The organism is Methylobacterium sp. V23 (assembly GCF_002917135.1).
Lineage (GTDB): Bacteria > Pseudomonadota > Alphaproteobacteria > Rhizobiales > Beijerinckiaceae > Methylobacterium.
On sequence record NZ_PDHT01000007.1, the window covers coordinates 45376 to 70766 of the forward strand.

Below are 25391 nucleotides of genomic sequence, written 5' to 3' on the forward strand. Positions count from 1 at the left end.
GGGCCACTCTCGCGAGCCGGGCCCAGAGCCCGGCTCGAAGCCGTCCGCGCTCCCTGCGATCCCCGGCGGTATCAATCAGCCTTCCAACCGGCCAAGGCTTCGAAGAAGGTGACGAGATGGTCCTCTCCGTCCTCCTCGCACTGGTGAGCATCCCCTTCGCGTTCGTCGTGCTGCAGACCGCCGACTTCAATCGCGACGTCTTCACCGTGCTGTACGTGTCGTCTCTCGGCCTGGTCCTCTCGGCCATCCTGCTGGTCGGCGGCTATTACCTGCTGCCCCTGCCGCCGATCGTCCCCGAGCCGGTGCATCGCTAGCCGCGGCTTCGGCGTCGCAGGATCGACGGGCAGCGCCTGTCCGTCATCCCGGCCGGCGAGCCCGGCCCCGGCCGCATGACCGCCTTGCGGCCTGTGGCATACCAAGCCCCGTTGTGCAGTGCGATAACGATCCGTCGCACCGCACCCGGGATCCCACGATGCTCTCCCTGTTCGTTCTCGGCCTGGCCGCCGTCGCCATCGGCCCGATGCTGGCCCTGCTGATCGACGCGGAGGCCACGGGATCGTCGGTCGCCGACACGGGCTCCGCCGGCATGTTCGTGACGCTCAACGACAACGCCCTGCAGACGGCCCGTCGCGCCGCCTGATCGCGGCGCGTCCCACCCGACGTTTCGACCCGCCCGGCGTCCGTCGCGGCGGGTGTTTTCATGCCGCGCCGTGAGCGGACGGCGTCAGGGGGTTCTGGGGGGCTTGGCCGCGGCGGCGCGGGCCGGCCGGACCGGCTTGGCGGCCGCCGCCGGATCCTCGATCGCGAGGGCTCCGCTCGCGTCGTCGAGCACCGGGATCAGGTCGAGGCTGAGGGCCGAGCGCGCGCCGCTCCCGTCCCCGCGCCCCGAGGTCGGCGCCGGGGCGGCGGGGCCCGCGCCGCGTGCGTCGCGGCTCGGAACGGGCTCGGCCCCGGCTCCCGCCGCCGCGACCGGCCCCCTGGCAGGCGCACGGGGGGGCACCGGGGGCTCGGCCGCGGCCCGCGCGACCGGCTCGGCGGCCCAGACCCGAGCGACGGCGGGCGCTTCGTCCATGACCGGGGAGGGGGCCTTCACGGTGAAAACCAGCAGGATGGGCAGGCCGAGGCCGGCCACCAGGGCGAGGCCCGCGATCGCCCCCGAGCGCATGCCGCGCAGGATCGGATGCGGCGCGGCCTCGGACACGGAGCGCAGCGGTCCGATCCGGTGCCGGGGCGTGCGGCGCCACCGCCGGTGAGGGGCAGGGCGGCGGGACAGGCCTACGGAAGAGTCCACGCCCATGACACAGCGTTGCGAGACCGGGACATTCCGGCAATCCGAAAGTGTTCGCCTACCGATACCGACAAATCAACATCTTTTATCAGTGAAGCGTCGGCCGGGACCGACGAAACTCTGCGATCGCGCAGATCAGGCCCCTGCCGCCGCCTGGTCGACCAGCCAGACCAGGCGGCCAACACTGCGCAGATGGCGGGCGGGCAGGTCCTCGCCGCGCGCGAGTCGGCGTAAGGGTTCCTGCTTCCCGGCGCCCGTCACGAGGACCAGGGTCTCGCGGGCCGAGGCGAGGGCCGGAAAGGTGAGGGTGATGCGCGGCACGAAGGGGGCGAGCCCCGCCTCCGGCACCGGCGCCGTCCAGGCGTGCCGCTCCGCCAGGGCCGGCTTGCCGGGGAACAGGGAAGCCGTGTGCCCGTCCTCGCCGAGGCCCAGGAGGACGAGGTCGAACAGGGGCCGGGCGGGATCGAGGACGGCAGCGCCGTAGAACGCCCGCAGGGTCTCGGCATAGGCGCGCGCGCCCTCCTCCGGGGTTCCGCCCGTGTCCATCCCGTGCAGGTGGCCCTCCGGGATCGGCGCATCGCCGAAGGCCTCGCGGGCCATGCGGACATTGCTCGCCGCATCCGTCCACGGCACCATCCGGTCGTCGCCGAAGAACCAGTGCAGGCGCTCCCAGGGCAGCCGCGCCCGGTAATCCGGGCCGCTCAGCCGGGCGTAGAGGCGCTTGGGCGTCGCGCCGCCGGAGAGGCAGACCGCGATGGCCGGCCGCGGCGCCGAATCGCAGAGGGCCACGAGGCGTTCGGCGGCGGCCTGCGCCACCGCGTCGGCATCGGGCAGGATCTCGGCGGCCTCGGGCAGGGGGATCATCGGCGCGGGACCTCGGTGGGGGCGGGACGCGACCGGGGACAGGCCCCCGGGACGCGGGGCGACCGCCGCGGGGTTATTTCGGTTCCTGGTGGCCGCCGAAGCCCTTGCGCATGGCCGAGAGCAGCTTGTCGGCGTAGCTCGCCTCCTCGCGGGAGCGGAAGCGCGCGTAGAGGGCGGCCGAGAGCACGTTGGCCGGCACGGATTCCTCGATGGCGGCGTTCAGGGTCCAGCGTCCCTCGCCGGAATCGGCGACGAAGCCGGAGAAGTCCTCCAGGTGCTCGTCCTGGGCCAGGGCCCCGGCGGTGAGGTCGAGGAGCCAGGACGAGACCACGCTGCCGCGGCGCCAGACCTCGGCGATGTCGCCGATGTTCAGCTGGAAGCGCTGGGCCTCGGGCAGGTCCTCGGAATCGGCGTGCCGGAGGATGTCGAAGCCCTCGGCATAGGCCTGCATCAGGCCGTACTCGATGCCGTTATGGACCATCTTGACGAAGTGGCCGGCCCCGCTCGGGCCGGCATGGATGTAGCCGGCCTCCGCCCGCGGGTCGCGGCCATCCCGGCCCGGGGTCTTCGGGATGGTGCCGAGGCCGGGCGCCAGGGTCCGAAAGATCGGGTCGAGGCGCTCCAGGGCGGCGCTGTCGCCGCCGATCATCATGCAGTAGCCGCGCTCCAGGCCCCAGACGCCCCCGGAGGTGCCGACGTCGACGTAGTGGATGCCGGCGCCCTTCAGCGCGGCGGCGCGGCGGATGTCGTCCTTGTAGAAGGAGTTGCCGCCGTCGATGATGACGTCGTCCCGGGCCATCAGGCCCCCGAGGGTCGTCACCGTGGCCTCGGTGATGGCGCCCGCCGGGAGCATCACCCAGGCGGCGCGGGGCGCGCTCAGCTTGGCGACGAAGTCCTCCAGGCTGTCGGCCCCCGTGGCGCCCTCCGCCACCAGGGCGGCGACCGCCTCCGGGTTCTGGTCGAAGACCACCGCCTGGTGCCCGTCCCGCAGGAGCCGGCGGACGATGTTGCCGCCCATCCGGCCGAGGCCGATCATGCCGAGTTGCATCCGTGTCTCCCGTGCCCGCGAAGAGCCGCCGGACTCGCGTCCGGCCGTCGCACGCTCCCTCGCGCGAAGGGCTATCGCATTTGGCCTGCCAGGGCGAGGCGGCGGTCCGGCCGCCGCCCCTGCGTCCGGCGCGCGGGTCACCCCCTTGCCGGACGCCGTCGCCGCCCTCAGGCGGAGGTCGGCCCGACCCCGGGCTCGGCCAGGACCGGGCTGGTGCCGATCTCGGCCGCCTGCGCCTCGACCACGGCGGCGGCCGTGACGTTGACGATGCCGCGGGCGGTCACCGAGGGCGACAGGATGTGGGCGGGCTTGGCCGGGCCGATGAGCAGGGGCCCGACGGGCAGGGCGTCGGCCAGCACCTTGGCGAACTGGAAGGCGATGTTGGCCGCATCCAGGTTCGGCAGGATCAGCACGTTGGCCGCCCCCTTCAGGCGCGAGGCCGGCATCACCCGGTCGCGGATCAGCTCCGACAGGGCGGAATCGGCCTGCATCTCGCCGTCGACCTCGAGGTCGGACCGGCGCTCGCGGATCAGGCCCAGGGCGGTGCGCATCTTCACCGCCGAGCGCGAATCCGACTGGCCGAAATCCGAGTGGCTGAGGAGCGCGATCTTCGGGGTCAGGCCGAAGCGGCTGACGTGCTCGGCGCAGGCCACGGCCACGTCCGCGATCTCCTCCGCGCTGGGATCCGGCCGCACGTGGGTGTCGGCGAGGAAGTAGGCGCCCTCCTTGGTGACGATCAGGCTCATGGCGGCGAAGTCGAGCACGCCCGGCGCGAGGCCGATCACGTCGCGGATCACCCGCAGGCGGGTCTCGAAGCGGCCCTCGAGGCCGCAGATCAGCGCGTCCGCCTCGCCGCGGCGCACCGCGATGGCGCCGATCACCGTGTTGTTGGTGCGCACCAGGGTGCGGGCGGCGTCCGGCGTGATGCCGCGCCGTCCGGCGGCCTCCAGGTAGGTGGCGACGTAGTCGCGGTAGCGCGGATCGTCCTCGGGATCGATGAGGTCGAAGTCGACGCCCTGCTTGAGGGAGAGGCCGAAGCGCTTGATCCGGGTCTCGATCACCCGGGGCCGGCCGACGAGGATCGGCCGCGCGACCTTGTCCTCGCAGATCGCCTGCGCGGCGCGCAGCACGCGCTCGTCCTCGCCCTCGGTGTAGATGACCCGCTTGGGGTTCTCCTTCGCCTTGGAGAAGATCGGCTTCATGATGAAGCCCGAGCGGTGGACGAAGCGGTCGAGGCTGTCGGTATAGGCCTGGACGTTCTCCAGGGGCCGCCCGGCGACGCCCGAATCCATCGCGGCCTGGGCCACGGCGGGGGCGATGCGCAGGATCAGGCGCGGGTCGAACGGGCTCGGGATCAGCGAGCGCGGGCCGAAGGGCCGGGCCTCGCCGCCATAGGCGCGGGCGACCACGTCGGAGGGCGTCTCGCGGGCCAAAGCCGCGATCGCCTTCACGGCGGCCTGCTTCATCTCCTCGTTGATTGAGGTGGCGCCGACGTCGAGGGCGCCCCGGAAGATGTAGGGGAAGCACAGGACGTTGTTGACCTGGTTCGGGAAGTCCGAGCGCCCGGTGCAGATCATCGCGTCCGGGCGCTTCTCCTGCGCGAGGTCCGGCATGATCTCGGGGTAGGGGTTGGCCAGCGCCATGATCAGCGGCTTGTCGGCCATCTTCTCCAGGTATTCGGGCTTCAGCACGCCGCCGGCCGAGAGGCCGATGAAGACGTCGGCGCCGGGGATCACCTCGGCGAGGGTCCGGGCCTGCGTCTCCTGGGCGTAGACGTCCTTCCAGCGGTCCATCAGCTCGGGCCGGCCCTTGTAGACCACGCCCTTGATGTCGGTGACGGTGATGTTCTCGACCCGGGCGCCCAGCGACACCAGGAGGTTGAGGCAGGCCAGAGCGGCCGCACCGGCGCCCGAGGTGACGATGCGGACGTCGCCGAGCTGCTTGCCGGCGAGTTCCAGGCCGTTGAGGACGGCGGCCGCCACGATGATCGCGGTGCCGTGCTGGTCGTCGTGGAAGACCGGGATGTTCATCCGGGCCCGGCACTGCTCCTCGACCTCGAAGCACTCCGGCGCCTTGATGTCCTCGAGGTTGATGCCGCCGAAGGTCGGCTCCAGGGCGCAGACCACGTCGACGAGCTTGCCGACGTCGTTCTGGGCCACCTCGATGTCGAACACGTCGATGCCGGCGAACTTCTTGAACAGGACGGCCTTGCCCTCCATCACCGGCTTGGAGGCGAGCGGCCCGATATCGCCGAGGCCGAGCACGGCCGTGCCGTTGGTGAGCACCGCGACGAGGTTCTGGCGGATGGTGAGGGTGGCGGCCTCCTGCGGATCCTCGTGGATCGCCATGCAGGCGGCGGCGACGCCGGGCGAGTAGGCGAGCGCCAGGTCGCGCTGGTTGCCGAGGGGCTTGGTCGCCTGGATCTCCAGTTTCCCGGGCCGCGGCAGTCGGTGATAGACGAGCGCTCCCGACTTGAGATCGTCGGACATATTGTCGCCCATGGTCGTCCTCCTGAGGATTGCGCGCTGCCCCGGCGTCGGAGCGCGTCTCCCATCATCGGCGGGATCTTCGCTGGGGGCTCCTGTTGCACCGGCTGCCGGATGGGCGCAACCCGCGCGCGGAGGCCCGGATCGACCGTGCCCGCCCGCCCTCCGGGCCGGTTTTCCCTTCGGCACAAACTCCTACGGCGGGGCATTCCTGTCGCGTCCGGACTGGAGTCCGACGCTGACGATTGGCGCATTTTGTTCCATCGTGCCGGGGATTGCGTTCCTGGCCGCCCCCGCGGCGGGGGTGGCGGGCGGCCCGGCGTTGCGGCCCCGCGCCGAATCCCGTACCCGCATGCCTCCTGCTCCGCATGACGTGAACCGATCCAAGGCCCGCGACGATGTCCGACACGCCCCCCGACCGCCTCGCTGTGAATCCCAACAGCCCGTACTACGACGAGAAGATCCTCGAGCGCGGCATCGGCATCCGCTTCAAGGGCGTCGAGAAGACCAATGTCGAGGAATACTGCGTCAGCGAGGGCTGGGTCCGCCTCTCGGCCGGCAAGACCCTGGACCGCGCCGGCAATCCCATGACGGTGAAGCTGAAGGGCCCCGTGGAGCCGTATTTTCGCGATGACGCGCCGGCCGAGGGCTGAGCCTCAGGCCGACGCGTCCTCCGGCGGGACCGGCGTCGGCCCCCGGTAGGGCTGGATCTCGGTGCCGCGGATGTTGTCCGCTTCCCGGCCGTGCAGGAGTGTCGCGAGCGCGGCCCGGTCGCCGGCCAGAAGCGGCTCGGACACGCTCCGGACCATCCGGCGGCGTTTCGCGCCCGTGCCGCATCCAGGTCGCCGCGAGCGATGTGGAAGATCAGGCGGGCTTCCGGCCCTTGCGGCACCTTGCGGTCGGTGCAGACCGCCCAGAATGCCGACGGAGCATCGATCGCTCGAAGCCGGGGAAGTGCACCCATTGCGATGACCGGGAGGGGGTCCTCGATCGTCGCCGGGTCCGACCCGTCCCATTCCGCCACGCGGGACGATGCAGGTAGCCGGAACAGCCGATGCTTGTCAGCAGATCGGCACCGGGCAGGAAGCTCTGCAACATCGCCCTTTGCGGCGTACAGACGTCCTCGTGCGAACTGCGGTCGGGACGCGCAGGGCCACGTGGCGGCCCGGACGAGGCCCGAGATAGGGGACCCGATCTGCTTCAGGTCGTCATGCTGCGCTGCCAGGGCCCCGAAAACCTGCTTGATTTGCCTGGCGTTCGTCATCGGGTCGGCCTTCTTTCATTCCCGATGATGCGCCGCGTGCCAGGGAAATCGAGGGCCACCATCCGTGCGATCCGGGTCGCACGCCGCGCTGCGAAGCCGCTCTCGCCGGCCGGCGTCCGGGGCAGATCGGGATCGTACGCCCGGGAGAGGAGAGGCCCGACGCGGAGCCGTCCGCGTTCGACGCTCAGGGCCGCGAGGTCATAGGGGCGTGTCGCGCGTTCCGCGCTCTGACGACCTGACAGGGATACAGGCGTGGGAGGTGGGCGTGGGACGTGGGCGGAGTTCCGGAGAGATCGAGCGACCGGCCCATTTCTCTCACGGAACCCCACATATCTATCAATAAAAGCCTGTTCTAGCCCTATATTCAGGCCTGGGATGGTCCGTTGGCACCCGTTTCGCCCTCCCGCTTCGCTCGCTCGCCGGCGAAATTCCGCACCGCCACGGCCACCGCCTCCGCCAGCGCCGTCTCGGAGGTCGGGTCGCGCAGGACGAGGCTGGTGATGGCGTCGGGGTGGTTCTTGCGCTGCTTTGCCGTGCGGGCGTGATTCGAGACCCGCAGGGCGAAGGCGCAGGCCTCGGGCTTGAGGTAGACGCTGTCGCCCCGGGTGTTGCGGGCCACCACCGCGAAGCCCTGCGCCGCGAGGCGTTCGACGGCGCGGGCCAGGGCCTCGGCGGGCCGGAGGACGACGGTCATGCGCGCGGAGTCCCGCCGGCCCGAAGGCACGCGGCCGCCCCCGTGCGGGGAGGGCCCGGGCGCGGCCGCCTCAGGCGCCCTTCTCGGGCAGGTTGAGGCGGATGTGGAGCTCGCGCAGCTGCTTCGGCGTGGCCTCGGCGGGGGCGCCCATCATCAGGTCCTCGGCGCGCTGGTTCATCGGGAACAGCACGACCTCGCGCAGGTTCTGCTCGCCGCAGAGCAGCATGACGATGCGGTCGATGCCCGGCGCGATGCCGCCGTGCGGCGGGGCGCCGAGCTTCAGGGCGTTGAGCATGCCGCCGAACTTCTCCTCCAGCACCTCGACGCCGTAGCCGGCGATGCCGAAGGCCTTCTCCATTACGTCGGGGCGATGGTTGCGGATCGCGCCCGAGGACAGCTCGGTGCCGTTGCAGACGATGTCGTACTGGAACGCCTTGATGTTCAGGATCGTCTCGGCATCCGCCGGGTCGAGGGCGAGGAACGCCTCCCGGTCGAAGTTCGGCATCGAGAACGGGTTGTGCGAGAAGTCGATCCGCTTCTCGTCCTCGTTCCACTCGTACATCGGGAAGTCGGTGATCCAGCAGAACGCGTACTGGTCCTTGTCGGACAGGCCGAGCTCGTCGCCGATGCGGATGCGGGCCTTGCCGGCGAGCGCCGCCGCCTTGGCCTCGGTCCCGGCGGAGAAGAACACCGCGTCGCCGGCCTTCGTGCCGGTCTTCTGCGCGATCAGGGCCTGGACCTCCGCCGGGATGAACTTGGCGATCGGACCCTTGCCGGTGAGCGTACCGCCATCGTCCTCGAAGATGATGTAGCCGAGCCCCGGCGCGCCCTCGGCGCGGGCGAAGTCGTTGAGCTTGTCGAAGAACGAGCGGGACTGGGTCGCCGCCCCCGTGGCGGGGATGGCCCGGACCACGCCGCCGGACGCGATCACGCCCTTGAAGGCCTTGAAGGCGACGTCCTCGCGGGCGAACTCCGCCGTCACGTCGGCGATGATCAGCGGGTTGCGCAGGTCCGGCTTGTCGACGCCGTACTTCAGCATCGCCTCGGCATAGGGGATGCGCGGGAAGGTGCCGGTGACGCGCTTGCCCTCGGCGAATTCCTCGAAGACCGAGCGCAGGACCGGCTCCACCGCCTGGAACACGTCCTCCTGCGTAACGAAGCTCATCTCGATGTCGAGCTGGTAGAACTCGCCCGGCGAGCGGTCGGCGCGGGCATCCTCGTCGCGGAAGCAGGGCGCGATCTGGAAGTAGCGGTCGAAGCCCGCGATCATCGTCAGCTGCTTGAACTGCTGCGGGGCCTGCGGCAGCGCGTAGAACTTGCCCGGGTGGACGCGGGACGGAACGAGGTAGTCGCGCGCGCCTTCCGGCGAGGAGGCGGTGAGGATCGGAGTCTGGAACTCGAAGAAGCCGCCGTCCCGCATGCGCCGGCGCAGGCTGTCGATGATCGCGCCGCGCTTCATGATGTTGGCGTGCAGCTTCTCGCGCCGCAGGTCGAGGAAGCGGTACTTGAGGCGCGTCTCCTCCGGGTAGTCGAGGTCGCCGAAGACCGGCATCGGCAGCTCGCCCGCCGGGCCGAGAACCTCGAGGTCGTCGATGTAGACCTCCAGCGCGCCGGTGGGCAGGTCCGGGTTCTCGGTGCCGGCGGGGCGGGTGCGGACCCGGCCGTCGATGCGGATGACCCATTCCGAGCGCGCCGCGTTGGCGGCCTGGAAGGCCTTCGAATCCGAATCCACCACGCACTGGGTCAGGCCGTAATGGTCGCGCAGGTCGATGAACAGCACGCCGCCATGGTCGCGGATGCGGTGGCACCAGCCGGAGAGGCGGACGCTCTCGCCGACGTCGGACGGCCGGAGCGCCCCGCAGGTATGGGTCCGGTAACGGTGCATGACGGGCTGCTGCATAACGGGCTGACGGATCACGGGCTTTGGGGATTGAGCGCCGCACCATTCACGCGGGGGAGGTGAAGTCAAGGCGACGGGGGTGCGGGGGCGAGGCCGGGCGCCCGCCCGAAGTCTGCGCGAAGTCCGCCGGAACGCGGCGGAAATGGCCCCGAAACCCTTCCGGAATCGACCCGCGATTCCCATATTAGTCCCATGAATTCCAACGCTTTTTTCGATATTCTGCGGCAGGCCGCGGCGGAGGCGTCCGAGCCGGCCCGCGCGCCCGCCCCCGCGGCGGGCGAGCGGCAGACGCGCGAGGGGCAGACACGCGAGGGGCAGGAGGGCCGATGGCGCGTCCTGCCCCTCGAGGGCACCTTCGAGATCGTCTACGAGGATTCGCGCGGGGCCTGGAGCACCCGGCGGGTCGAGGCGCGCGAGCTGAAGCTCGGGCCGGGCCGGACGCTGCTGGGCGGCATCGACCGGGGACGTGGCGGCTACCGCGGCTTTCGCGCCGACCGCATCCGTCGGCTCACCGACCCGGCCAGCGCCACGCGGATCGAGGCCGGCATCCTCGACTGGCTCCTCGCCCGGGCCGAGGCGCAGCGCCGGGAGCGCGCGGCCCAGATCCGGGCCCTGGCGTCCCGCCGGCGCGGGGCGAGCAGGTCGGATACGCCGCGCGACGCCGCCGCCTGACCGTCCTCGGGCGCGCGAATTCTGGTGACCGGGTCCGGCGTCCCTCGCCTGAGGCGAGAACCTTCGGTATAGCCGATTCTATGGATTTGATCGCCACCACTGCGGCCCTGGCCGAGGCCTGCACCCGCCTGTCCGCCCATCCCTTCGTGACCGTCGACACGGAGTTCATGCGCGAGACGACCTACTATCCCAAGCTCTGCCTCATCCAGATGGCGGCGCCCGACGGGACGGGCGTGCTCGTCGATCCCCTCTCCCCCGACCTCGACCTGGCGCCGTTCTTCGCCCTGATGGCCGACGAGGGCGTGGTGAAGGTGTTTCATTCCGCCCGCCAGGACCTGGAGATCATCTGGCTCCTCGGGGGCCTGCTGCCGCAGCCGTTCTTCGACACCCAGGTCGCCGCCATGGTCTGCGGCTACGGCGACTCGGTCTCCTACGAGCAGCTCGTCAACGACGTGGCCAAGGCCAAGATCGACAAGTCCTCGCGCTTCACCGACTGGTCGCGCCGGCCGCTCTCGGACGCCCAGCTCAGCTACGCCCTCTCGGACGTCACCCACCTGGTGAAGGTCTACGAGGTGCTGGCCGGCAAGCTCCTCTCCACCGATCGCGGCGAGTGGCTCGACGAGGAGATGAGCGTGCTCACCTCGCCGGAAACCTACCGGGCCGATCCGGCCTCCGCCTGGCGCCGCCTGGCGGGGCGGATGCGCAAGCCCCGCGAGATCGCGGTGCTGATGGAGGTCGCCGCCTGGCGCGAGCGCGAGGCCCAGAACCGCAACGTGCCGCGCGGGCGCATCCTCAAGGATGAGGCGGTGATCGACGTGGCGACCTCCGCCCCGCGCAGCGTCGAGGCGCTGGGCCGCCTGCGCTCGATCCCCGCCGGCTTCGAGCGCTCGCGCACCGGCACCGACATCCTGGCGGCGGTGGAGCGGGGCTTCACCCGCGACCTCTCGGACATCGCGCTGCCCGAGCGCACCCGCAGCCGGGGCGGCAACGGGGCGCTGGTCGAGTTGCTCAAGGTCCTGCTGAAGGCCGTGTGCGAGACCGAGGGCGTCGCCCCGAAGATCATCGCCACCGTGGACGACCTCGAGGCCATCGCGGAGGACGACGCGGCCGACGTGCCCGTGCTGCACGGCTGGCGCCGGGCGCTGTTCGGCGAGAAGGCCCTGGCCCTCAAGAGCGGTCGCCTCGCCCTCTCGGCCGAGCGCGGCCGGGTGGTGGTGCGCGACTTGGCGTGAGCCAGTCCGGCGTGAGCCAGTCCGGCGTGAGCCAGTCCGGCGTGAGCCAGTCCGGCGTGAAACCCTCCGGCGCGACGCCCCGCGGCGGAGGCCCGGTCGGGCGGCCGCCGTGGAGCTGAAGTGGCTGGAGGATTTCCTCAGCCTCGCCCAGACCCGCAGCTTCTCCCGCTCGGCGGAAGCCCGCCACGTCACCCAGTCGGCCTTCAGCCGGCGCATCCGGGCCCTGGAGCTCTGGCTCGGCGTGGCCCTCGTCGACCGCAGCACCTACCCCACCACCCTGACCCCTGAGGGCCGCCGCTTCCGCGACACCGCCGAGGAGAGCGTGCGGGTGCTCCTCGGCGCCCGGGCCGACCTGCGCGCCGGCCTCGACGCCGCCGAGCCCCTGGTGCGGATCGCCGGCCTGCACACCCTGGCCCTGACGTTCTTCCCGGCCTGGTTCCGGACCCTCGCCCCGCGCACCGGACCGGTGGCGACGCGGCTCCTGCCGGACGACTTCCACGACTGCCTGCAGGCCCTGGTGGAGGGCGGCGCGGACTTCCTCCTGACCTTCCATCATCCGGGCGTGCCGATCCCCCTCGACCCGGCGCTCTACCCCCACCGGGTGGTCGGGGCCGACGCGCTGGTTCCGGTGCGGAGCCCGGACCTCGCCGCCGGGGCGGAGGGCCGGCCGCTGCCGCGCCTCGACTACGGACGGGATTCCTTCCTCGGCCGCGTCAGCGCGCTCGCGCAGGCCGAGCTCGGCCTGCCGCCGGGGCCGGTGGTCCACGCCAACCCGATGGCCGAGGCCCTGAAATGCATGGCCCTCGAGGGACACGGCCTCGCCTTCGTGCCGCGCAGCCTCGTCACCCGGGAACTCGCCGAGGGCCGCCTCGTCGCCAGCGGGCCCGCGATGCCCCTGGAGATCCGCCTCTATCGCAACGGCGCCCCGACCCACGGCCCCCGGGCGCGGGCCGCCGTGGCGGCGATCTGGGCCGCGGCCGAGGCGGGGCCGTCCGGACCCGCATGACGCCAGAAGCGGGTTCCTCCGAACCCGCATGACCCCAGGAGCGGGTTCGTCAGAACCCGCATGACGCCAGAGGCGGGTTCGTCCGAACCCACACGACCCAAGGAGCGGGTTAGTCCGAACCCGCATGGGCCGTTCCGACACGGCATTGGCCCCCGCGCCGGTCCTCGCGCATCCCGTCAGCGGAACGCGCGACGGGGATCAGGATGATGGCGGGGAACGAGGTGCTGGGCGCGCCCGTGTTGGGTGTCCTCGGCGGCATGGGGCCGATGGCGACGGTGGATTTCCTGCGGAAGCTCGTGGAGGCGACGCCGGCCGCCCGCGACCAGGACCATCTTGCCGTGATGGTGGCCCAGGCCGCCGACATTCCCGACCGGACCCGGGCGATCCTGGGGCAGGGGCCCGACCCGCTCCCGGCGATGACCCTGGCCCTGCGCCGCCTCGAGGCGGCCGGCGCCACCCGCCTCGCGATCCCCTGCAACACCGCCCACCATTGGCACGGCGCGCTCCAGGCGCTGACGCCCGTCCCGATCCTGCATATCGTCGACGCGGTGGCGGCGGCGCTCGCCCGCCGGGGCCTCGCGGGCGGACCGGTGGGGCTGCTCGCCACCGACGGCACCCTCCGGTCCGGGCTCTATCCCCGGCATCTCGGCCGCCACGGCTTCACCTGCCGCGTGCCCGCGGACCAGGCGGCGGTGATGCGGGCGGTCCGCCTGGTCAAGGCGGGGCAGGGGGCGCAGGCGCGGCCCCTGCTGGAGGCCGCGGCCGCGGCGCTGGTGGCGCAGGGGTGCCGGCAGGTGGTGATGGCCTGCACCGAGATCCCCCTCGCCCTGACCGATCCGGCCGGGCCGCCGAGCGCGGTCCTGCTCGACGCGACCGACGCCCTGGCGCGGGCCTGCGTGGCGGCGGCCGCGCCGGCCCGCCAAGCGGCGTGATCCTGCTGCCCGGCGCGCCTGCCGCGATGCCGCGGCCTCAATTCGCCTTGGCGTTCACCTCGAGGCGATCGAACAGCGCGGCCGGGGTCGGGGCGGCGCTGAATTCCAGCATGCCGATGCCGGCGGCGTTCTTCGGCCGCAGGCTCACCGAGAGGCTGCCGGGCTTGGTCACGAACTGGCCCATCGCGGCGCCGATCGCCTTGGCGCCCACCGAGTTGCCGAGGATCGCGGGCACGCCGAACACGCTCGCGGTGACGTATTCCTGCTTCAGCTCCTCGGGCTTGAGGCTGAGCACCTTCGACTGCGCGGCGATGAAGCGGTCGAACAGGCCGGTATTCTCGACCGTGAGGTCGAGGGCCTTGGCGGTGGCCGACAGCATGGCGAAGCTCGACACCGCCACGTCCGGGTTGAAGACCTCCGGGCCGATGCCGCCGATCATGCCCTTGATGCGCAGGCTGCCCATGTCCTTGCCGGAGACCGAGACCTCGCCGAGCTTGAGCTCGCGGGCGGTCTCGTCCCAGGAGGTGTCGGCCACCAGGGCGAGGTCGAGGTCGTTGTAGCCGTAGAGGCCGAGGGAGCCGAGGCCCGGCACCCCCGCCACCGCCGAGGCCGGCAGGGTGAGACCCGACAGGCTGAGGCGCCCGGCCGTCGGCACCCCGTCGCGCGGGGGCGCGAAGTTCATCGAGCCGTCGCGCAGGCCGACATGAAGGCCGACCTGGGTCGGGGCGGGCGCCGTCCTGTCGGCCAACGCCTTGTCGGTCAGCATCTTCTCGGCCGGGTCGCGGGGCGCCTTCGCCTCGGGCGGCAGGTCGAGGCTGAGATCCTTCAGGGCCAGGGTGCCGAGGGCCGGGGTCAGCAGGCGCAACTCGGCATCCGAGGGCGGCGTGGTCAGGGCAGCGAGCTTGCGCAGGGCCGCGACCGTCGGGCCGAGGGAGAAGCCGTCGAGGGAGAGCCGGGCGAGGCGCGCCTTGGCGCCGTCGACGCCCGCGAAGCTGATGTCTTCCAGGAGGAGGCCGGCACCGGTCAGCCCGAGGCGGGCGATGCCGAGGCTGAAGGCGTCCCGGGGCTTGGCCTCCTGGACGCTGAGGCCGGTGGCCTCCAGGGAGCCGACGGAAACGGCCTCGGCGAGGTCGGCCCCGAGGCTCATCAGGCGCGTGCGCTCGGGCAGGGCCAACCGCTCGTAGTCGACGGCCGTGAAGGCCTGGAGCGCGCCCGTCCAGGTCGCCGGGATCTGGCGGCCGCTGAGGTCGCGCCCCTCGATCCGGGCGATCTTCACGGCGGTGCCGCGGGCATCCACGTAGGCGACGTCGTCGACCGCGAAGGTGGCGTAGATCCGCTGCAGGGCGCTCTTGCCGTCGCCCGGCTCGCCGTAGAGGCGGGCGAGCACGGTCATGTCGAGATCGGTCGCCTGCATCCGGCCATAGGTGCCGGTGCCCTTCTGGGGGCCGCCCTCCAGGAGGATCGAGGCCCCGGCGGCGGTGACCTCGGCGGCGCGCCCGGCCCGAACGTCGCGGGCCACCACGTCGCGGTAGGTGACCACCGGCGTCGCTCCGGCGGTGCCGGTGCGCTCCACCCGCAATTCGGGCATCGCCAGGCTCGCGGCGTCGAGGCGCACGAGGCGGGAGGCCCAGGATTCGCCCGGGCCGGGCTTGAGCAGGGCGGTGAGTTCGTCCTTCGAGAGACGGGTGCCGCTGGCGGTGAGGCGCGGGGCCTTCAGCACCGTGTCGCCGAAGGTCAGGGTCACGTCCTGCAGGGTGACGTCCTGGACCGCCGAGGCGGCCTCCTGGGCCTGCGCCGCACCGGGCTGCACGGCGCCCCCCGCGCCGAGGAGGACGAGGACACAGGCCGAGGCACCGGTCGCCCACGCGAGGAGGGGGCGGCCTTTCGAGCAGGTCATGGGCTTATCCGGATCGCTGGCGAAGAGGCGCTTTCAGGGGAAAGGCCCGGAGGCGTCGGGGAGAGGGCCCATCCGTGCCGCAGTTTCACGCGGGAGGCAATCGCGTGGGCGGGCCCCCGCGGGGGCCGCGCCGCATTCACAGCGAGAACGAGGTTCCGCAGCCACAGGAGGCGGTGGCCTGGGGGTTCTCGATCTTGAAGGATTGCCCGATCAGGTCGTTCACGAAGTCGATGGTCGAGCCGCTCATGTATTCCAGCGACATCGGGTCGACCAGGACGGTGGCGCCGTCGCGCTCGATCGCGACGTCGTCGGCGGCCCGGGCCCGCGCGATGTCGAAGGCGTAGGAGAAGCCCGAGCAGCCGCCGCCGTTCACGCTGATCCGCAGGGAGGCGCCGGGCGGCTCGGCGCCCATGATCTCGTTGATGCGCTTGGCGGCGCGGGGCGTCAGGGTGATGTCGGCCATCGGGGTATTCTCGCGGGGTGCTCTCGAGATCCGCCGGCCGTCCCGGCCGATCGTGGCGCGTGGCGGCGTTGGAACAACTGCTAGGGAACACAAGATATGCCTGGGGGCCCGATGCTGCAACGCGTCGGAGGACCGGGCCGGGGCGGGCGGACCGTTCCCGGTCGATCGAATGTGGGGCGGCGAGACGTGATGCAGGCGGACGAGACAGGTCCCGGCGCGGCCCGGCGGCGCGGCGAGCGCTGGCGGGCGCCCTATGCCACCGATCCGGCGGCCACCCGCGGACGCCTGATCCCGGAGGCGATCTCGCCCACGCGCAGCGATTTCCAGCGGGACCGCGACCGCATCATCCATTCCTCGGCCTTCCGGCGCCTCAAGCACAAGACCCAGGTCTTCGTGCATCACGAGGGCGACCATTACCGGACGCGGCTGACCCACACCCTGGAGGTGAGCCAGATCGCCCGGGCGCTCGCCCGGGCGCTGGGGCTCGACGAGGACCTCGCCGAGGCCCTGGCCCTCAGCCACGACCTCGGCCACACCTGCTTCGGGCATACCGGGGAGGACACCCTGGATGCCTGCATGGCGGACCATGGCGGCTTCGACCACAACGCCCAGGCCCTGCGCATCGTCACCCGGCTGGAGCGGCGCTATGCCGGCTTCGACGGGCTCAACCTCGCCTGGGAGACCCTGGAGGGCCTCGTCAAGCACAACGGCCCGCTGCTGGAGCCGGACGGGCATCCGACCCGGCGCTGGGCCGGCCGGGGCATCCCGGCCGCGATCCTCGAATACAACGCCCTCAACGACCTGGAACTGGCCCGCTTCGCCGGGCCCGAGGCGCAGGCCGCGGCCCTGGCCGACGACATCGCCTACGACAGCCACGACCTCGACGACGGCCTGCGCGCCGGCCTGTTCGACCTCGCCGACCTCGCCGCGGTGCCGTTCCTGCGCAGCCTGCTCGACGAGATCGAGCGCCTGTACCCGGACCTGGAGCCCTCGCGGAAGATCCACGAGCTGGCGCGGCGCGTCATCACCCGCTTCGTGGAGGACGTGATCGCCGAGAGCACCCGGCGCCTGGCGGCGCTGAACCCGCGCTCGGTGGCCGACATCCGGGCGGCGCGGGAGCCGGTCATCGCCTTCTCGGCGGCGATCGCGGAGGCGGACGCGGCGATCAAGACCTTCCTGTTCGCCCGGATGTACCGCCATCCCGGCGTGCTCGCGGTGCGGGCCAAGGCCAACACCATCGTGTCCGACCTGTTCGCCCGGTTCACGGCGGAGCCCGCGGCGATGCCGGAGGAATGGTCGTCGGGGCTGGACGGGGCGGAGCCGGGACGCGTCGCCCGCCGGGTCGCCGACTACATCGCGGGCATGACCGACACCTACGCGGCCCTGGCCCACCGGCGCCTGTTCGCGACCACGCCGGACCTGCACTGGAGCCCGGGCGACCGCAGCCTGCCCCTCACCGATCCGTAGGGGCCCGGGCGGGCGACCTCAGAGCGTCAGCCCCTCGTGGAACAGGTCCGGAGAGATCGGCAGCATGAAGTGCACGCCGATGCCGCCCTCGAAGTGGCGCACCACCCGGCCGGGGGTGCGCCCGACCATCAGGCTCATGCCGATGGCCGGGGTACTGGTCGTGCTCAGCGCCACGCCCGACATGGAGATGTCGATGATGCGCGCCGGCACCTCGCGCCCGCTCTCCAGGCGCAGGACGACGCCCGGGACCAGGGGCGTGAGGCGCTCGTGCGTGCGGCCCTCGGGCAGGCCCAGGCTCTCGCGGTTGGCGAGCCAGGTCAGCTGCGAGGCGATCTTGTCGCGCTTGCGCGGCGTCGCGCTGAGGCGGACGGCGAAGCCGCCGGGGCTCAGGCGCGCGATGGTGCCCTCGATCCGGCCGACATGTTCGAGATAGAGCACCACCCGCTCGCCGATCTCGCCCGGGACGGCGCAGTTCAGGCGGACGCCCCCCGGCGACATGTCGACGGTCTGGCACGGATATTCCCGCCGGTCCGCGAGCATGTAGCGCCCCAGCATCGAGACCTTGACGCGGTGGTGCCGGCGCAGGTCCGAGATCCGGACGTCACGGGGCAGCCTCGCGGGCGGACGGGCGGCGACCTCGATCATGGGGGCAGGGCGACTCGTTTCGAGGCTTCACTGCCGATCAGGCTAACAGCCGCTGGTTACGAAAGCTTTTCCCGTCAGGCGCGGCCGCCGGGATGGACCAGGAGGTGGCCGCGGCGGAGCGGCGCACTGTCGTTGGCGGGCTCGGGCAGGTTCTGCAGGGTCGCCCGGGCATCCCGGTAGGCCGGGGCGGTCTCGTGGCCGAGGATGCGCAGGGAGGTGGTCCGCATCTGGGTCAGGGGACGCAGGCCGAGCCAGTGCGGCACGCAGGTCGGGCTCAGGGCGCCGAGGATGCGGGTCTGCGTCTCGCCGTGGTGGCGCAGGGGCAGCAGCAGGAGTTCGAGGTCGATGGTCTCGTCGCGCTCCGTCAGGCCCTGCAGGCCCGCCACGGCCCCGACGGTGTCGACGGCCACGGCCTCGATCAGGAGCCACGGATCGGCGTCGGGCCGTCCCCAGAGGCCGGCGAAGTCCCGTCCCTTCAGCTCGCGCCCGAACAGGGCGCAGACATGGGTCCCGGCCAGGCGGACCGTGGCCGCCCCGCGCGCCATGTCGACCTCGAGGATCAGGCTGTCGGCCAGGAGGTTCCGGATCTCGCCGGGCTCGATCTCGCTGCGTTCCGGCGCGGCGCGGGAATTCCGCAACCGATCCCAGTAGGCGTGGAGCAGGCGGCTGGTCGGATGCTTCATGGGAGTCCCACAATGGCACGGTCCGGCGACGGACCTTCTCGAATCGGGCGCTTTCGGGACGGTTCTGGGCCGCTCCCGAAGTCTGTGCCAGGCTCGGCGCAGAGCTTATGCCGACCACCCTCGCGGCGCCCCCTTAACCTTTCATCAAGGTTAATGCGCTGCGCGGGTTGTCCACCGGCAAGTTCGGTCAACCGGCAAGTTTGCGCGCGCCCCGTGCCGGCGGATTGTCCCAGACGGCGCGGCCCGTTCCCGCGCCGCGGGGCTGCTTTCGCGTGCCGCGGCCTTGTTTCGCGTGCGGCAGGGCTTGTTTCCCATCCGGCAGGGCTTGCGGCCCCGCCTGCGGCCCCGACATGGTGGCCGCATGGATGCCAGCCCCGACCTGCCGCCGCAGAACCGCGTTCCGATCTTCAACATGCCGGGCGTGGTCACCGCGTCGATCGGCGTGCTCGTGGGCATCCACGCCCTGCGCGAGTTCGTCCTGCCGGACACCTGGGACATCGCGGCCCTGATCGACCTCGCCCTGATTCCGGGGCGCTGGAGCGTGGCCATCGATCCGGCCCGGGCGGAGGCGTTGCTGCGGAGCGCCACGGCCCTGGCGGGCGACCCCGACGTCGTCGAGGCCCGGCAGGCCTTCGCCCGCTACGTGGTGGCCGACCCCGCCGCGATGCCCTGGACCTTCGCCACCTACGCGCTGCTGCACGGCTCGTGGATGCACGTGATCTTCAACACCGTCTGGCTCGCCGCCTTCGGCTCGCCGGTGGCCCGCCGCTACGGCGCCTGGCGCTACGGCCTGATCGCCCTCGTGGGCACCGTGGCGGGCGGCATCCTCCACGTCCTCCTCGATCCCCTGAGCACCGCCCCCCTGATCGGGGCCTCGGCCGGCGTCTCGGCCCTGATGGCGGCGGCGGCCCGCTTCGTGTTCCAGCCGCCCCCCGTCTATGCCGGCGCGCCCCCCTGGCAGCGCCCGGCCTCGCCCCCGCTCCAGACCATCCCGGAGCTGATGCGCAACCGCACCGCGGTGGTGTTCCTGGCGATCTGGCTGGTGACGAACTTCCTGTTCGGCGTCATCGCCCTGCCGCTGGGCGCCGAGGCGACCTCGGTGGCCTGGGACGCCCATCTGGGCGGCTTCATCGCGGGCTTCTTCCTGCTGCCGCTGCTCGACCGGGCCCGGCGCTGACGGCGGGCCCGGTCGGCCACCCCGGATAATGCATTATCCTGCGATATTCGCGGACAGATCCTGCGGGATCTTGCCATATGCGGCCGCACGCCACACAATCGCCATAGACCGAGCCGGGCACCCTGCCGTTCTGGCCAAGCCCGGCCGCCCCGTCCCCGGGGTGACTTGAGGGAAAGGACACGTCTATGACCGTTGCTCGCATCCTCGCCGAGAAGGGCCGCTCCGTCGTCACGGTGGAGCCCCAGCGCACCCTCGACGAGGCCATCCACCTCCTGGCCGAGAAGCGCATCGGCGCCGTCGTCGTCAGCGATGCGGACGGGGCGGTGCGCGGCATCCTCTCCGAGCGCGACATCATGCGGGCGCTCGCCGCCAAGGGCGCCAACGCCCTCGACGCCCTGGTCTCCGAGCACATGACCGCCGAGGTCACCATCTGCACCCGCGCCTGCAGCATCGAGGAGGTCATGCACCTCATGACCGAAGGCCGCTTCCGCCACGTGCCCGTGCTCGAGGATGGCCGGCTGGCCGGCCTCATCTCCATCGGCGACGTGGTCAAGCGCCGGATCGAGGCCGTCGAGGCCGAGCACCGGGCCATGCGCGACTACATCACCATGGCGTGAGGCGGGGATCGGGCCCGGATCAGGTCCGGGCGGCGGCCGCCGCCACGAGGCCGCGGATCTGCGGCAGGGCGGCGCGCGCCGCCTCGCGGCCGAGGGCGATCCCCTCGGCCGCCCGGTGAAACTCGAACAGGCCCATCCCGGCCAGGCGCGGCACGACGGCGATGTCGGGCGGGTCGCCGGCCAGGCGCGCCCGCGAGATCCGGTCCTGCGTGATGTTGAAGGCGTCGAGCATCACCCGCGCCATGCCGGGGGTGGCGAGGCCGTTGGCCGGCGCGGGCTCGCGATCAGACATGCGATCGGACTCGGCGTGGCGCGGGCCCGGCCGGCGCAGGATCCAGCGCCGGGGCCGGCGGGGGGCGGGCAGCACCGCCTCGGCCGTGACCCGCGCGGGCGCCGCCTCCCGCACGCCGGGGCGCGGGTCGCCGTTGAGATTGACGCAGATCACGAGGTCGGCCCCCAGGGCCCGGGCGATCGTCACCGGCACCGGGTTGACCAGGGTCCCGTCCAGGAGGAGCCGGCCGCCGCAGCGCACCGGCGGGAAGATGCCCGGCAGGGCATAGGAGGCGCGCAGGGCCTCCACCAGGCTGCCCCGGGTGAGCCAGACCTCCTCGCCGCTGTCGAGGTCGGTGGCGACGCTGGCGAAGCGGATCGGCAGGCCCTCGATCCGGCGGTCGGCGAGGTCGCGCTCCAGGCGCCGCTTCAGGCGGTCGCCCGCGATCAGGCCGGAGCGGAGCCGCAGGTCGAGGAGCCCCATCACGCTGCGCCGGGTCAGCGACAGGGCGAAGGCCTTGAGCAGGCCGAGCTGGCCCGCCGCGTAGCAGCCGCCCACCACCGCGCCGATGGAGCAGCCCGCCACCACGGCCGGGTGGAGGCCGGCCTCCTCGAGCACCTCGATCACCCCGATCTGCGACCAGCCCCGGGCCGAGCCGCCGCCGAGGGCGAGGCCGATGCGCGGGCCGGGGACGGGGGGCGCCGCCACGGGCTCGACGGCCCCGGCGGGGAAGCGCGCGCGCGTGGGGGCGGCCTGGCGGATGTCCGCCTGGGCGGGACGCACCGGGGACAGGCCGTCCCACATCAGCGGCACCGGGTTGAGGGAGAGGGGGCCGACAGAGACCGGGCGCAGGAACACGGAACGCAGGGAACCGGGACGCAGGAACACGGAACGCGGGGATCGCGGCAGGGTTGGCCCCGCCCCGGACGGACGGGCCGCGCGCCGGGATCAGGCATCGGCGGGCCGCAGGGTCGCGTGGCCGGTCGCCGGATCGTGATCGACGCGGCGATAGAAGCAGGCGCGCCGGCCGGTGTGGCAGCAGCCGCCGTCGCCGCCGACCGCGACGCGGATCAGCACCGCGTCCTGGTCGCAATCGACCCGCATCTCGACCACGCGCTGGATCTGCCCGCTGGTGGCGCCCTTGTGCCAGAGCTCGCCGCGGGAGCGGGACCAGTACCAGGCCTCGCCGGTCTCCAGGGTGCGGGCCAGGGATTCGGCGTTCATGTGGGCGAGCATGAGCACCTGCCCGTCGGCGGCGTCGACGGCGATGCAGGAGACGAGGCCGTTCGCGTCGAAGCGGGGCGTGAACACGGCCCCCTCCTCGACCTCGGCCCGGCTGCCCGGCTCCGGGAAGGCGCCGGTCATGGGGAGAGAGACGTCATCGCGGCCCGGCTCAGGACTTGTTGCGCACGAGGGTGAGGAAGCGGACCTGCTCGTTGGCGTCGTTGCGGAAGGCGCCGCGGAACTGGGTGGTGATGGTGGAGACGCCGGCCTTCTGGACCCCGCGCATGGCCATGCAGAGGTGCTCGGCCTCGACCATCACGGCGATGCCGCGGGGCTTGAGGATGCTCTCGATCACGTCGGCGATCTGCGCCGTCATGGTCTCCTGGGTCTGGAGGCGGCGGGCGAAGGTGTCGACCACGCGGGCGAGCTTCGACAGGCCGACCACGCCCTTGGTCGGGTAGTAGGCGATGTGGGCCAGCCCCATGAAGGGCACCATGTGGTGCTCGCAATGGGAGTAGAACGGGATGTCGCGCACCAGCACGATGTCCGAGTAGCCCTCGACCTCCTCGAAGACCCGCTCGAGGAGCGCGTCGGCATCCTGGCCGTAGCCGCCGAAGATCTGGCCGTAGGCCTTGACCACCCGGGCCGGGGTGTCGCGCAGGCCTTCGCGATTCGGGTCGTCGCCGGCCCAGCGCAGGAGCGTGCGCACGGCGGCCTCGGCCTCCTCGCGGCTCGGGCGGCCGGTGGCGATGGCGTCCGGCACCCGCTGGGCGGACGCGGGCAGGGGCGCGATCTCGGGGGCGCTCTCGGGCGCGGGCGCAGGCACGGAGGTCGCCCCGTCGGGGGCGCGCGCGTTGTCGTTGCGCATGGCGCTGAGGGCGCCGTTCTGGCGTGTCGGTTCCATCCCGGATTCCTCCGTCTCGGTCAGGCGGTAGGAGAGGGACTTGAGCGCGGCATCCATGGCATCTTCCGCCCGGGCGATCCGGGTCGTCATCGGGTGGCTGTCAGGCTTTGCGTACATCGTCGAACCATGGGGCCGTCGGGTGAGGACGGCCGATGCCCGGACGGTGCCGTCTGCCGTGGCGCAACCCTGGCCGTGGGCGCGACCCGGGTCGACGAGCCGCCTCCTCGCGAAACGGTGCGTGGGGGCCTATATCGTCGTTATCGCGCCGTCGCGCAATGCAGGCCGCGCGGATCAGATCTCCGGGATCGAAAGCCGGCTTCGTGCCCGGCCCTCCCGGTGGAACGGCAAATGGTCCCGGCGGAACGGCAAGTGGCGCCGACGGAACCGCAAGTGGACGGAACGGCAAGGGGATCGGAATTCCATGCTCGACGACATCTACAACCGTCGCATCCTCGAACTGGCCGCCGACATCCCACGCCTGGGACGCCTGGCGACCCCGGATGCCAGTGCCACCGCGCATTCGAAACTCTGCGGCTCCACCGTCACGGTGGACCTCGCGGTGCGGGACGGCACGGTCACCGATTTCGCCCACGAGGTGAAGGCCTGCGCCCTCGGCCAGGCCTCGTCCTCGCTGATGGCCCGCCACGTGGTCGGCACCAGCGCCGGGGAGCTGCGCGAGGTCCGCGCCGCCATGCGGCGGATGCTCAAGGAGGGCGGCCCGGCGCCCACGGGCGCCTGGGCGGACCTCGCGGTCCTGAAGCCGGTGCGCGACTTCAAGGCCCGGCACGCCTCGACGCTCCTGACCTTCGACGCGGTGGTGGACGCCCTCGACCGGATCGAGGCCGGGGCGGTGGCGGCCGCGTAGCGTGCTGCTCCGCCGCGTCGCCCACGGGGCGATCCGCACCTATCAGCTCACCCTGTCGAGCCTGGTCGGCCGCCAGTGCCGGCACTGGCCCTCGTGCTCGCACTACACGGACGCGGCGATCCAGCGATACGGGCTCTGGGCGGGCGGCTGGATCGGCGTCGCCCGGATCTGCCGCTGCGGCCCCTTCGGCACCCACGGCATCGACCTGGTGCCGGAGGCCCTGCCGGCGCGGGCCGCCTGGTTCACCCCCTGGCGCTACGGCCGCTGGCGGGGCGTGAACGCGCCGCCCTCGCCCTTCTCCGGGGAGTCCTTCTCCGGAGACTCCTTCTCCCCTGAGCCTTTCCCCCCTGAGCCCTGCACCTGCGACGCCGGCAGGGGAGGGGGCGGCGCCTAGACCGGCGCCGCCGTGATCCACTTCAGGAACACCAGCGTCCCCGTCACCGTGAGGGCGCCACCGATCCGGGTGGCGATCTGGGCGAAGGGCATCAGCGCCATCCGGTTGGCGGCGGTGAGGATCGCCACGTCGCCGGTGCCGCCCTGGCCGCTGTGGCAGGCGTTCACGATGGCGGTCTCGATCGGGTACATGCCGAGCCGGCGCCCGACGCCGTAGCCCGTCGCCATCAGGGTGACGACGGTGGCCACGATGGTGATCAGGTTCGGCAGCGTGAAGGCCGCCACCAGCTTGTCCCAGGGCGTGAGCGAGACGCCGATGGCGAAGAGCAGCGGGTAGGTCATGCCCACCTGCACGAACTTGTAGACGATGAAGCCGCCGGCCTGGAGCCGGGGCGAGACCGCGCTGGCGAGCTTGGCCAGCACCGCCAGGAACAGCATCGCCACGGGGGCGGGCAGGCCGGTGAGGTGGTGGCACATCACGCCCAGCAGGTAGAGCGTCACCGCCGTGAGGCCGGCCGCCGCCACCGTGGCGGCGTCGATCGGTCCGGTCTCCACGGGCGCGGTCGCCTCCATGTCGTTCTCGGTGTCGGGCTGCAGGCGGCCCTCACCGGTGAGGTGCGGCTTGCGCTTGCCCACCGCGTTGAGGGTGCCGGCCAGGATGATCGCCGTGAGGCTGCCCAGCATCACGGGCGGCAGCACCTGGGCGAAGACGTCGCCCTGCGGGAGCCCCAGGATGTTGCCGTAGCCGATGGAGAGCGGGATCGCGCCCTCGCCGACGCCGCCGGCCATGATCGGCACCACGATGAAGAAGAAGGTGTGGTGCGCCCCGAGCCCCAGCAGGGTGCCCACCAGGGTGCCGACGCAGCCCGCCGCCAGGGAGCCGAGGCCGAGGGGGACGAAGATCTTGAGGAAGCCCTTGATCAGCACCGCCCGGTCCATGCCCAGGATGCTGCCGACGATGATCGCCGCGATGTAGAGGTAGAGGAAGTTGGTGAACTTGGTGAAATCCGTGATCGCCTTGACGATCGGCCCCGGGATCAGCGCGTAGTAGACCAGCGCCGAGGGGATGAAGGTGGCGAAGATCGCCCCCGCCCCGATCTGGCGCAGGACGGGCAGGCGCTTGCCGATCTCCGCGCAGGTGAAGCCGCCCAGCACCAGGACGGCGATCATCGTCGGCGCGTCGGCCTTGATCTCGCCCTCCGCGGTCAGCACCCAGAGCAGCGCCGCCAGGATCAGGTAGACCGGCAGCGGGATGATGCCGATCTGGATGTCGACGAGACGCCACCAGCCCTGCGGCCAGAATCGTGTTCCGGTCTGGACCCCCGGCAGGTGGGCCGTCGTGGTGATCGCGACGCCCTCGGGGTGCGCCGTCGGTACGCGGCTCGGCATGAACGTGTCT

Annotated in this window: 27 protein-coding genes; 12 read left to right on the plus strand and 15 right to left on the minus strand. The window is 72.2% G+C overall.

From position 1 onward, the window contains the following. Positions 1 to 116: 116 nt before the first annotated feature. Positions 117 to 314: a hypothetical protein gene (locus CRT23_RS08860; protein WP_055950913.1), complete on the plus strand. Its 198-nt coding sequence runs from the start codon at positions 117 to 119 to the stop codon at positions 312 to 314. A gap of 158 nt (positions 315 to 472) precedes the next feature. After that, positions 473 to 640, plus strand: a complete 168-nt coding sequence (locus CRT23_RS28415; protein ID WP_181017295.1) for a hypothetical protein — start codon at positions 473 to 475, stop codon at positions 638 to 640. 84 nt (positions 641 to 724) lie between these two features. On the opposite strand, the gene CRT23_RS08865 is transcribed toward CRT23_RS28415, so the two are convergent. The 4 genes from CRT23_RS08865 to CRT23_RS08880 all read right to left on the minus strand — a co-directional run bounded on the left by CRT23_RS08865 (position 725) and on the right by CRT23_RS08880 (position 5701). After that, a complete protein-coding gene (locus CRT23_RS08865) occupies positions 725 to 1201 on the minus strand; it encodes a hypothetical protein (RefSeq protein WP_103709394.1) in 477 nt (158 codons plus the stop codon). A 222-nt stretch (positions 1202 to 1423) separates the two neighbouring features. Next, the gene (gene pgl, locus CRT23_RS08870; RefSeq protein WP_103709395.1) at positions 1424 to 2152 is read right to left on the minus strand and encodes a 6-phosphogluconolactonase; all 729 of its coding nucleotides are present in this window, start codon (positions 2150 to 2152) and stop codon (positions 1424 to 1426) included. A gap of 73 nt (positions 2153 to 2225) precedes the next feature. After that, on the minus strand, positions 2226 to 3200 hold the full coding sequence (gene gnd, locus CRT23_RS08875; protein WP_103709396.1) for a phosphogluconate dehydrogenase (NAD(+)-dependent, decarboxylating): 975 nt from the start codon (positions 3198 to 3200) through the stop codon (positions 2226 to 2228). A gap of 167 nt (positions 3201 to 3367) precedes the next feature. Then, positions 3368 to 5701, minus strand: coding sequence for an NADP-dependent malic enzyme (locus tag CRT23_RS08880; RefSeq protein WP_055950919.1), 2334 nt, complete (start codon positions 5699 to 5701; stop codon positions 3368 to 3370). A 383-nt stretch (positions 5702 to 6084) separates the two neighbouring features. On the opposite strand from CRT23_RS08880, the gene CRT23_RS08885 reads away from it, so the two are divergent. Further along, complete coding sequence (locus CRT23_RS08885) at positions 6085 to 6339, plus strand: DUF3297 family protein (RefSeq protein ID WP_055950921.1); 255 nt, start codon at positions 6085 to 6087, stop codon at positions 6337 to 6339. Positions 6340 to 6342: 3 nt separating this feature from the next. On the opposite strand, the gene CRT23_RS28420 is transcribed toward CRT23_RS08885, so the two are convergent. From CRT23_RS28420 to aspS, 3 genes are all read right to left on the minus strand, one after another. Next, on the minus strand, positions 6343 to 6483 hold the full coding sequence (locus CRT23_RS28420) for a hypothetical protein (RefSeq protein WP_181017296.1): 141 nt from the start codon (positions 6481 to 6483) through the stop codon (positions 6343 to 6345). A gap of 831 nt (positions 6484 to 7314) precedes the next feature. Then, positions 7315 to 7644: a hypothetical protein gene (locus CRT23_RS08890; RefSeq protein WP_103709397.1), complete on the minus strand. Its 330-nt coding sequence runs from the start codon at positions 7642 to 7644 to the stop codon at positions 7315 to 7317. Positions 7645 to 7714: 70 nt separating this feature from the next. Next, positions 7715 to 9529: an aspartate--tRNA ligase gene (aspS, locus tag CRT23_RS08895; protein ID WP_055951008.1), complete on the minus strand. Its 1815-nt coding sequence runs from the start codon at positions 9527 to 9529 to the stop codon at positions 7715 to 7717. A gap of 207 nt (positions 9530 to 9736) precedes the next feature. On the opposite strand from aspS, the gene CRT23_RS08900 reads away from it, so the two are divergent. The 4 genes from CRT23_RS08900 to CRT23_RS08915 all read left to right on the plus strand — a co-directional run bounded on the left by CRT23_RS08900 (position 9737) and on the right by CRT23_RS08915 (position 13386). After that, positions 9737 to 10216 (plus strand): hypothetical protein, encoded by a 480-nt coding sequence (locus tag CRT23_RS08900; RefSeq protein WP_181017297.1) that lies wholly within the window; start codon positions 9737 to 9739, stop codon positions 10214 to 10216. Between the two features lie 80 nt (positions 10217 to 10296). Further along, entirely contained in the window at positions 10297 to 11448 is a 1152-nt protein-coding gene (gene rnd, locus CRT23_RS08905) for a ribonuclease D (protein ID WP_055950928.1), read from the plus strand. 109 nt (positions 11449 to 11557) lie between these two features. After that, positions 11558 to 12454: a LysR family transcriptional regulator gene (locus CRT23_RS08910; RefSeq protein WP_103709398.1), complete on the plus strand. Its 897-nt coding sequence runs from the start codon at positions 11558 to 11560 to the stop codon at positions 12452 to 12454. A gap of 203 nt (positions 12455 to 12657) precedes the next feature. Continuing rightward, positions 12658 to 13386, plus strand: coding sequence for an amino acid racemase (locus CRT23_RS08915; protein ID WP_348271579.1), 729 nt, complete (start codon positions 12658 to 12660; stop codon positions 13384 to 13386). Positions 13387 to 13423: 37 nt separating this feature from the next. Here the strand turns inward: CRT23_RS08915 and CRT23_RS08920 are convergent, their stop codons facing one another. Next, positions 13424 to 15283 carry a hypothetical protein gene (locus tag CRT23_RS08920; RefSeq protein WP_103709399.1) on the minus strand — a complete coding sequence of 620 codons (1860 nt, stop codon included), beginning with the start codon at positions 15281 to 15283 and terminating at the stop codon, positions 13424 to 13426. A 136-nt stretch (positions 15284 to 15419) separates the two neighbouring features. Beyond that, the gene (locus tag CRT23_RS08925; protein ID WP_055950933.1) at positions 15420 to 15746 is read right to left on the minus strand and encodes an iron-sulfur cluster assembly accessory protein; all 327 of its coding nucleotides are present in this window, start codon (positions 15744 to 15746) and stop codon (positions 15420 to 15422) included. Between the two features lie 189 nt (positions 15747 to 15935). Between CRT23_RS08925 and CRT23_RS08930 the strand changes: the two genes are divergently transcribed. Beyond that, positions 15936 to 17213, plus strand: coding sequence for a deoxyguanosinetriphosphate triphosphohydrolase (locus CRT23_RS08930; protein WP_055950935.1), 1278 nt, complete (start codon positions 15936 to 15938; stop codon positions 17211 to 17213). 18 nt (positions 17214 to 17231) lie between these two features. Here CRT23_RS08930 and CRT23_RS08935 read toward each other — a convergent pair whose 3' ends face one another. Beyond that, entirely contained in the window at positions 17232 to 17858 is a 627-nt protein-coding gene (locus CRT23_RS08935) for a PilZ domain-containing protein (RefSeq protein WP_055950937.1), read from the minus strand. Positions 17859 to 17932: 74 nt separating this feature from the next. Beyond that, positions 17933 to 18541 (minus strand): PAS domain-containing protein, encoded by a 609-nt coding sequence (locus CRT23_RS08940; RefSeq protein WP_055950939.1) that lies wholly within the window; start codon positions 18539 to 18541, stop codon positions 17933 to 17935. A gap of 361 nt (positions 18542 to 18902) precedes the next feature. Here CRT23_RS08940 and CRT23_RS08945 point away from each other — a divergent pair, with 361 nt between their 5' ends. Further along, positions 18903 to 19718 (plus strand): rhomboid family intramembrane serine protease, encoded by an 816-nt coding sequence (locus CRT23_RS08945; RefSeq protein WP_103709400.1) that lies wholly within the window; start codon positions 18903 to 18905, stop codon positions 19716 to 19718. Between the two features lie 185 nt (positions 19719 to 19903). Further along, the gene (locus CRT23_RS08950) at positions 19904 to 20335 is read left to right on the plus strand and encodes a CBS domain-containing protein (protein WP_103709401.1); all 432 of its coding nucleotides are present in this window, start codon (positions 19904 to 19906) and stop codon (positions 20333 to 20335) included. Positions 20336 to 20354: 19 nt separating this feature from the next. Here CRT23_RS08950 and CRT23_RS08955 read toward each other — a convergent pair whose 3' ends face one another. The 3 genes from CRT23_RS08955 to folE are packed head-to-tail and all read right to left on the minus strand — an operon-like array spanning position 20355 to position 22851. Continuing rightward, complete coding sequence (locus tag CRT23_RS08955; protein ID WP_245436074.1) at positions 20355 to 21494, minus strand: patatin-like phospholipase family protein; 1140 nt, start codon at positions 21492 to 21494, stop codon at positions 20355 to 20357. Between the two features lie 60 nt (positions 21495 to 21554). Next, positions 21555 to 21971: a phosphoribosyl-AMP cyclohydrolase gene (gene hisI, locus CRT23_RS08960; RefSeq protein ID WP_055950944.1), complete on the minus strand. Its 417-nt coding sequence runs from the start codon at positions 21969 to 21971 to the stop codon at positions 21555 to 21557. A gap of 28 nt (positions 21972 to 21999) precedes the next feature. Further along, positions 22000 to 22851 carry a GTP cyclohydrolase I FolE gene (folE, locus tag CRT23_RS08965; protein WP_103709402.1) on the minus strand — a complete coding sequence of 284 codons (852 nt, stop codon included), beginning with the start codon at positions 22849 to 22851 and terminating at the stop codon, positions 22000 to 22002. 304 nt (positions 22852 to 23155) lie between these two features. Between folE and CRT23_RS08970 the strand changes: the two genes are divergently transcribed. Both CRT23_RS08970 and yidD read left to right on the plus strand, forming a co-directional pair. Beyond that, positions 23156 to 23599 carry an iron-sulfur cluster assembly scaffold protein gene (locus CRT23_RS08970; RefSeq protein WP_103709403.1) on the plus strand — a complete coding sequence of 148 codons (444 nt, stop codon included), beginning with the start codon at positions 23156 to 23158 and terminating at the stop codon, positions 23597 to 23599. Positions 23600 to 23603: 4 nt separating this feature from the next. After that, positions 23604 to 23993 (plus strand): membrane protein insertion efficiency factor YidD, encoded by a 390-nt coding sequence (gene yidD / locus CRT23_RS08975; RefSeq protein ID WP_103709483.1) that lies wholly within the window; start codon positions 23604 to 23606, stop codon positions 23991 to 23993. Here the strand turns inward: yidD and CRT23_RS08980 are convergent. Beyond that, positions 23990 to 25381, minus strand: a complete 1392-nt coding sequence (locus CRT23_RS08980; protein ID WP_103709404.1) for a 2-hydroxycarboxylate transporter family protein — start codon at positions 25379 to 25381, stop codon at positions 23990 to 23992. The two genes, yidD and CRT23_RS08980, sit on opposite strands and share 4 nt — an antisense overlap. Between the last annotated feature and the right edge of the window lie 10 nt (positions 25382 to 25391).

What these genes read in the sequence shown, in the direction of transcription:
- CRT23_RS08860 (WP_055950913.1), top strand. Translation starts at nt 117, where the DNA reads ATGGTCCTCTCCGTCCTCCTCGCACTGGTGAGCATCCCCTTCGCGTTC.
- CRT23_RS28415 (WP_181017295.1), top strand. Translation starts at nt 473, where the DNA reads ATGCTCTCCCTGTTCGTTCTCGGCCTGGCCGCCGTCGCCATCGGCCCG.
- pgl (WP_103709395.1), bottom strand. Translation starts at nt 2,152, where the DNA reads ATGATCCCCCTGCCCGAGGCCGCCGAGATCCTGCCCGATGCCGACGCG.
- gnd (WP_103709396.1), bottom strand. Translation starts at nt 3,200, where the DNA reads ATGCAACTCGGCATGATCGGCCTCGGCCGGATGGGCGGCAACATCGTC.
- CRT23_RS08880 (WP_055950919.1), bottom strand. Translation starts at nt 5,701, where the DNA reads ATGGGCGACAATATGTCCGACGATCTCAAGTCGGGAGCGCTCGTCTAT.
- CRT23_RS08885 (WP_055950921.1), top strand. Translation starts at nt 6,085, where the DNA reads ATGTCCGACACGCCCCCCGACCGCCTCGCTGTGAATCCCAACAGCCCG.
- CRT23_RS08890 (WP_103709397.1), bottom strand. Translation starts at nt 7,644, where the DNA reads ATGACCGTCGTCCTCCGGCCCGCCGAGGCCCTGGCCCGCGCCGTCGAA.
- aspS (WP_055951008.1), bottom strand. Translation starts at nt 9,529, where the DNA reads ATGCACCGTTACCGGACCCATACCTGCGGGGCGCTCCGGCCGTCCGAC.
- CRT23_RS08900 (WP_181017297.1), top strand. Translation starts at nt 9,737, where the DNA reads ATGAATTCCAACGCTTTTTTCGATATTCTGCGGCAGGCCGCGGCGGAG.
- rnd (WP_055950928.1), top strand. Translation starts at nt 10,297, where the DNA reads ATGGATTTGATCGCCACCACTGCGGCCCTGGCCGAGGCCTGCACCCGC.
- CRT23_RS08915 (WP_348271579.1), top strand. Translation starts at nt 12,658, where the DNA reads ATGATGGCGGGGAACGAGGTGCTGGGCGCGCCCGTGTTGGGTGTCCTC.
- CRT23_RS08920 (WP_103709399.1), bottom strand. Translation starts at nt 15,283, where the DNA reads ATGACCTGCTCGAAAGGCCGCCCCCTCCTCGCGTGGGCGACCGGTGCC.
- CRT23_RS08925 (WP_055950933.1), bottom strand. Translation starts at nt 15,746, where the DNA reads ATGGCCGACATCACCCTGACGCCCCGCGCCGCCAAGCGCATCAACGAG.
- CRT23_RS08930 (WP_055950935.1), top strand. Translation starts at nt 15,936, where the DNA reads ATGCAGGCGGACGAGACAGGTCCCGGCGCGGCCCGGCGGCGCGGCGAG.
- CRT23_RS08935 (WP_055950937.1), bottom strand. Translation starts at nt 17,858, where the DNA reads ATGATCGAGGTCGCCGCCCGTCCGCCCGCGAGGCTGCCCCGTGACGTC.
- CRT23_RS08940 (WP_055950939.1), bottom strand. Translation starts at nt 18,541, where the DNA reads ATGAAGCATCCGACCAGCCGCCTGCTCCACGCCTACTGGGATCGGTTG.
- CRT23_RS08945 (WP_103709400.1), top strand. Translation starts at nt 18,903, where the DNA reads ATGGATGCCAGCCCCGACCTGCCGCCGCAGAACCGCGTTCCGATCTTC.
- CRT23_RS08950 (WP_103709401.1), top strand. Translation starts at nt 19,904, where the DNA reads ATGACCGTTGCTCGCATCCTCGCCGAGAAGGGCCGCTCCGTCGTCACG.
- hisI (WP_055950944.1), bottom strand. Translation starts at nt 21,971, where the DNA reads ATGACCGGCGCCTTCCCGGAGCCGGGCAGCCGGGCCGAGGTCGAGGAG.
- folE (WP_103709402.1), bottom strand. Translation starts at nt 22,851, where the DNA reads ATGTACGCAAAGCCTGACAGCCACCCGATGACGACCCGGATCGCCCGG.
- CRT23_RS08970 (WP_103709403.1), top strand. Translation starts at nt 23,156, where the DNA reads ATGCTCGACGACATCTACAACCGTCGCATCCTCGAACTGGCCGCCGAC.
- CRT23_RS08980 (WP_103709404.1), bottom strand. Translation starts at nt 25,381, where the DNA reads ATGCCGAGCCGCGTACCGACGGCGCACCCCGAGGGCGTCGCGATCACC.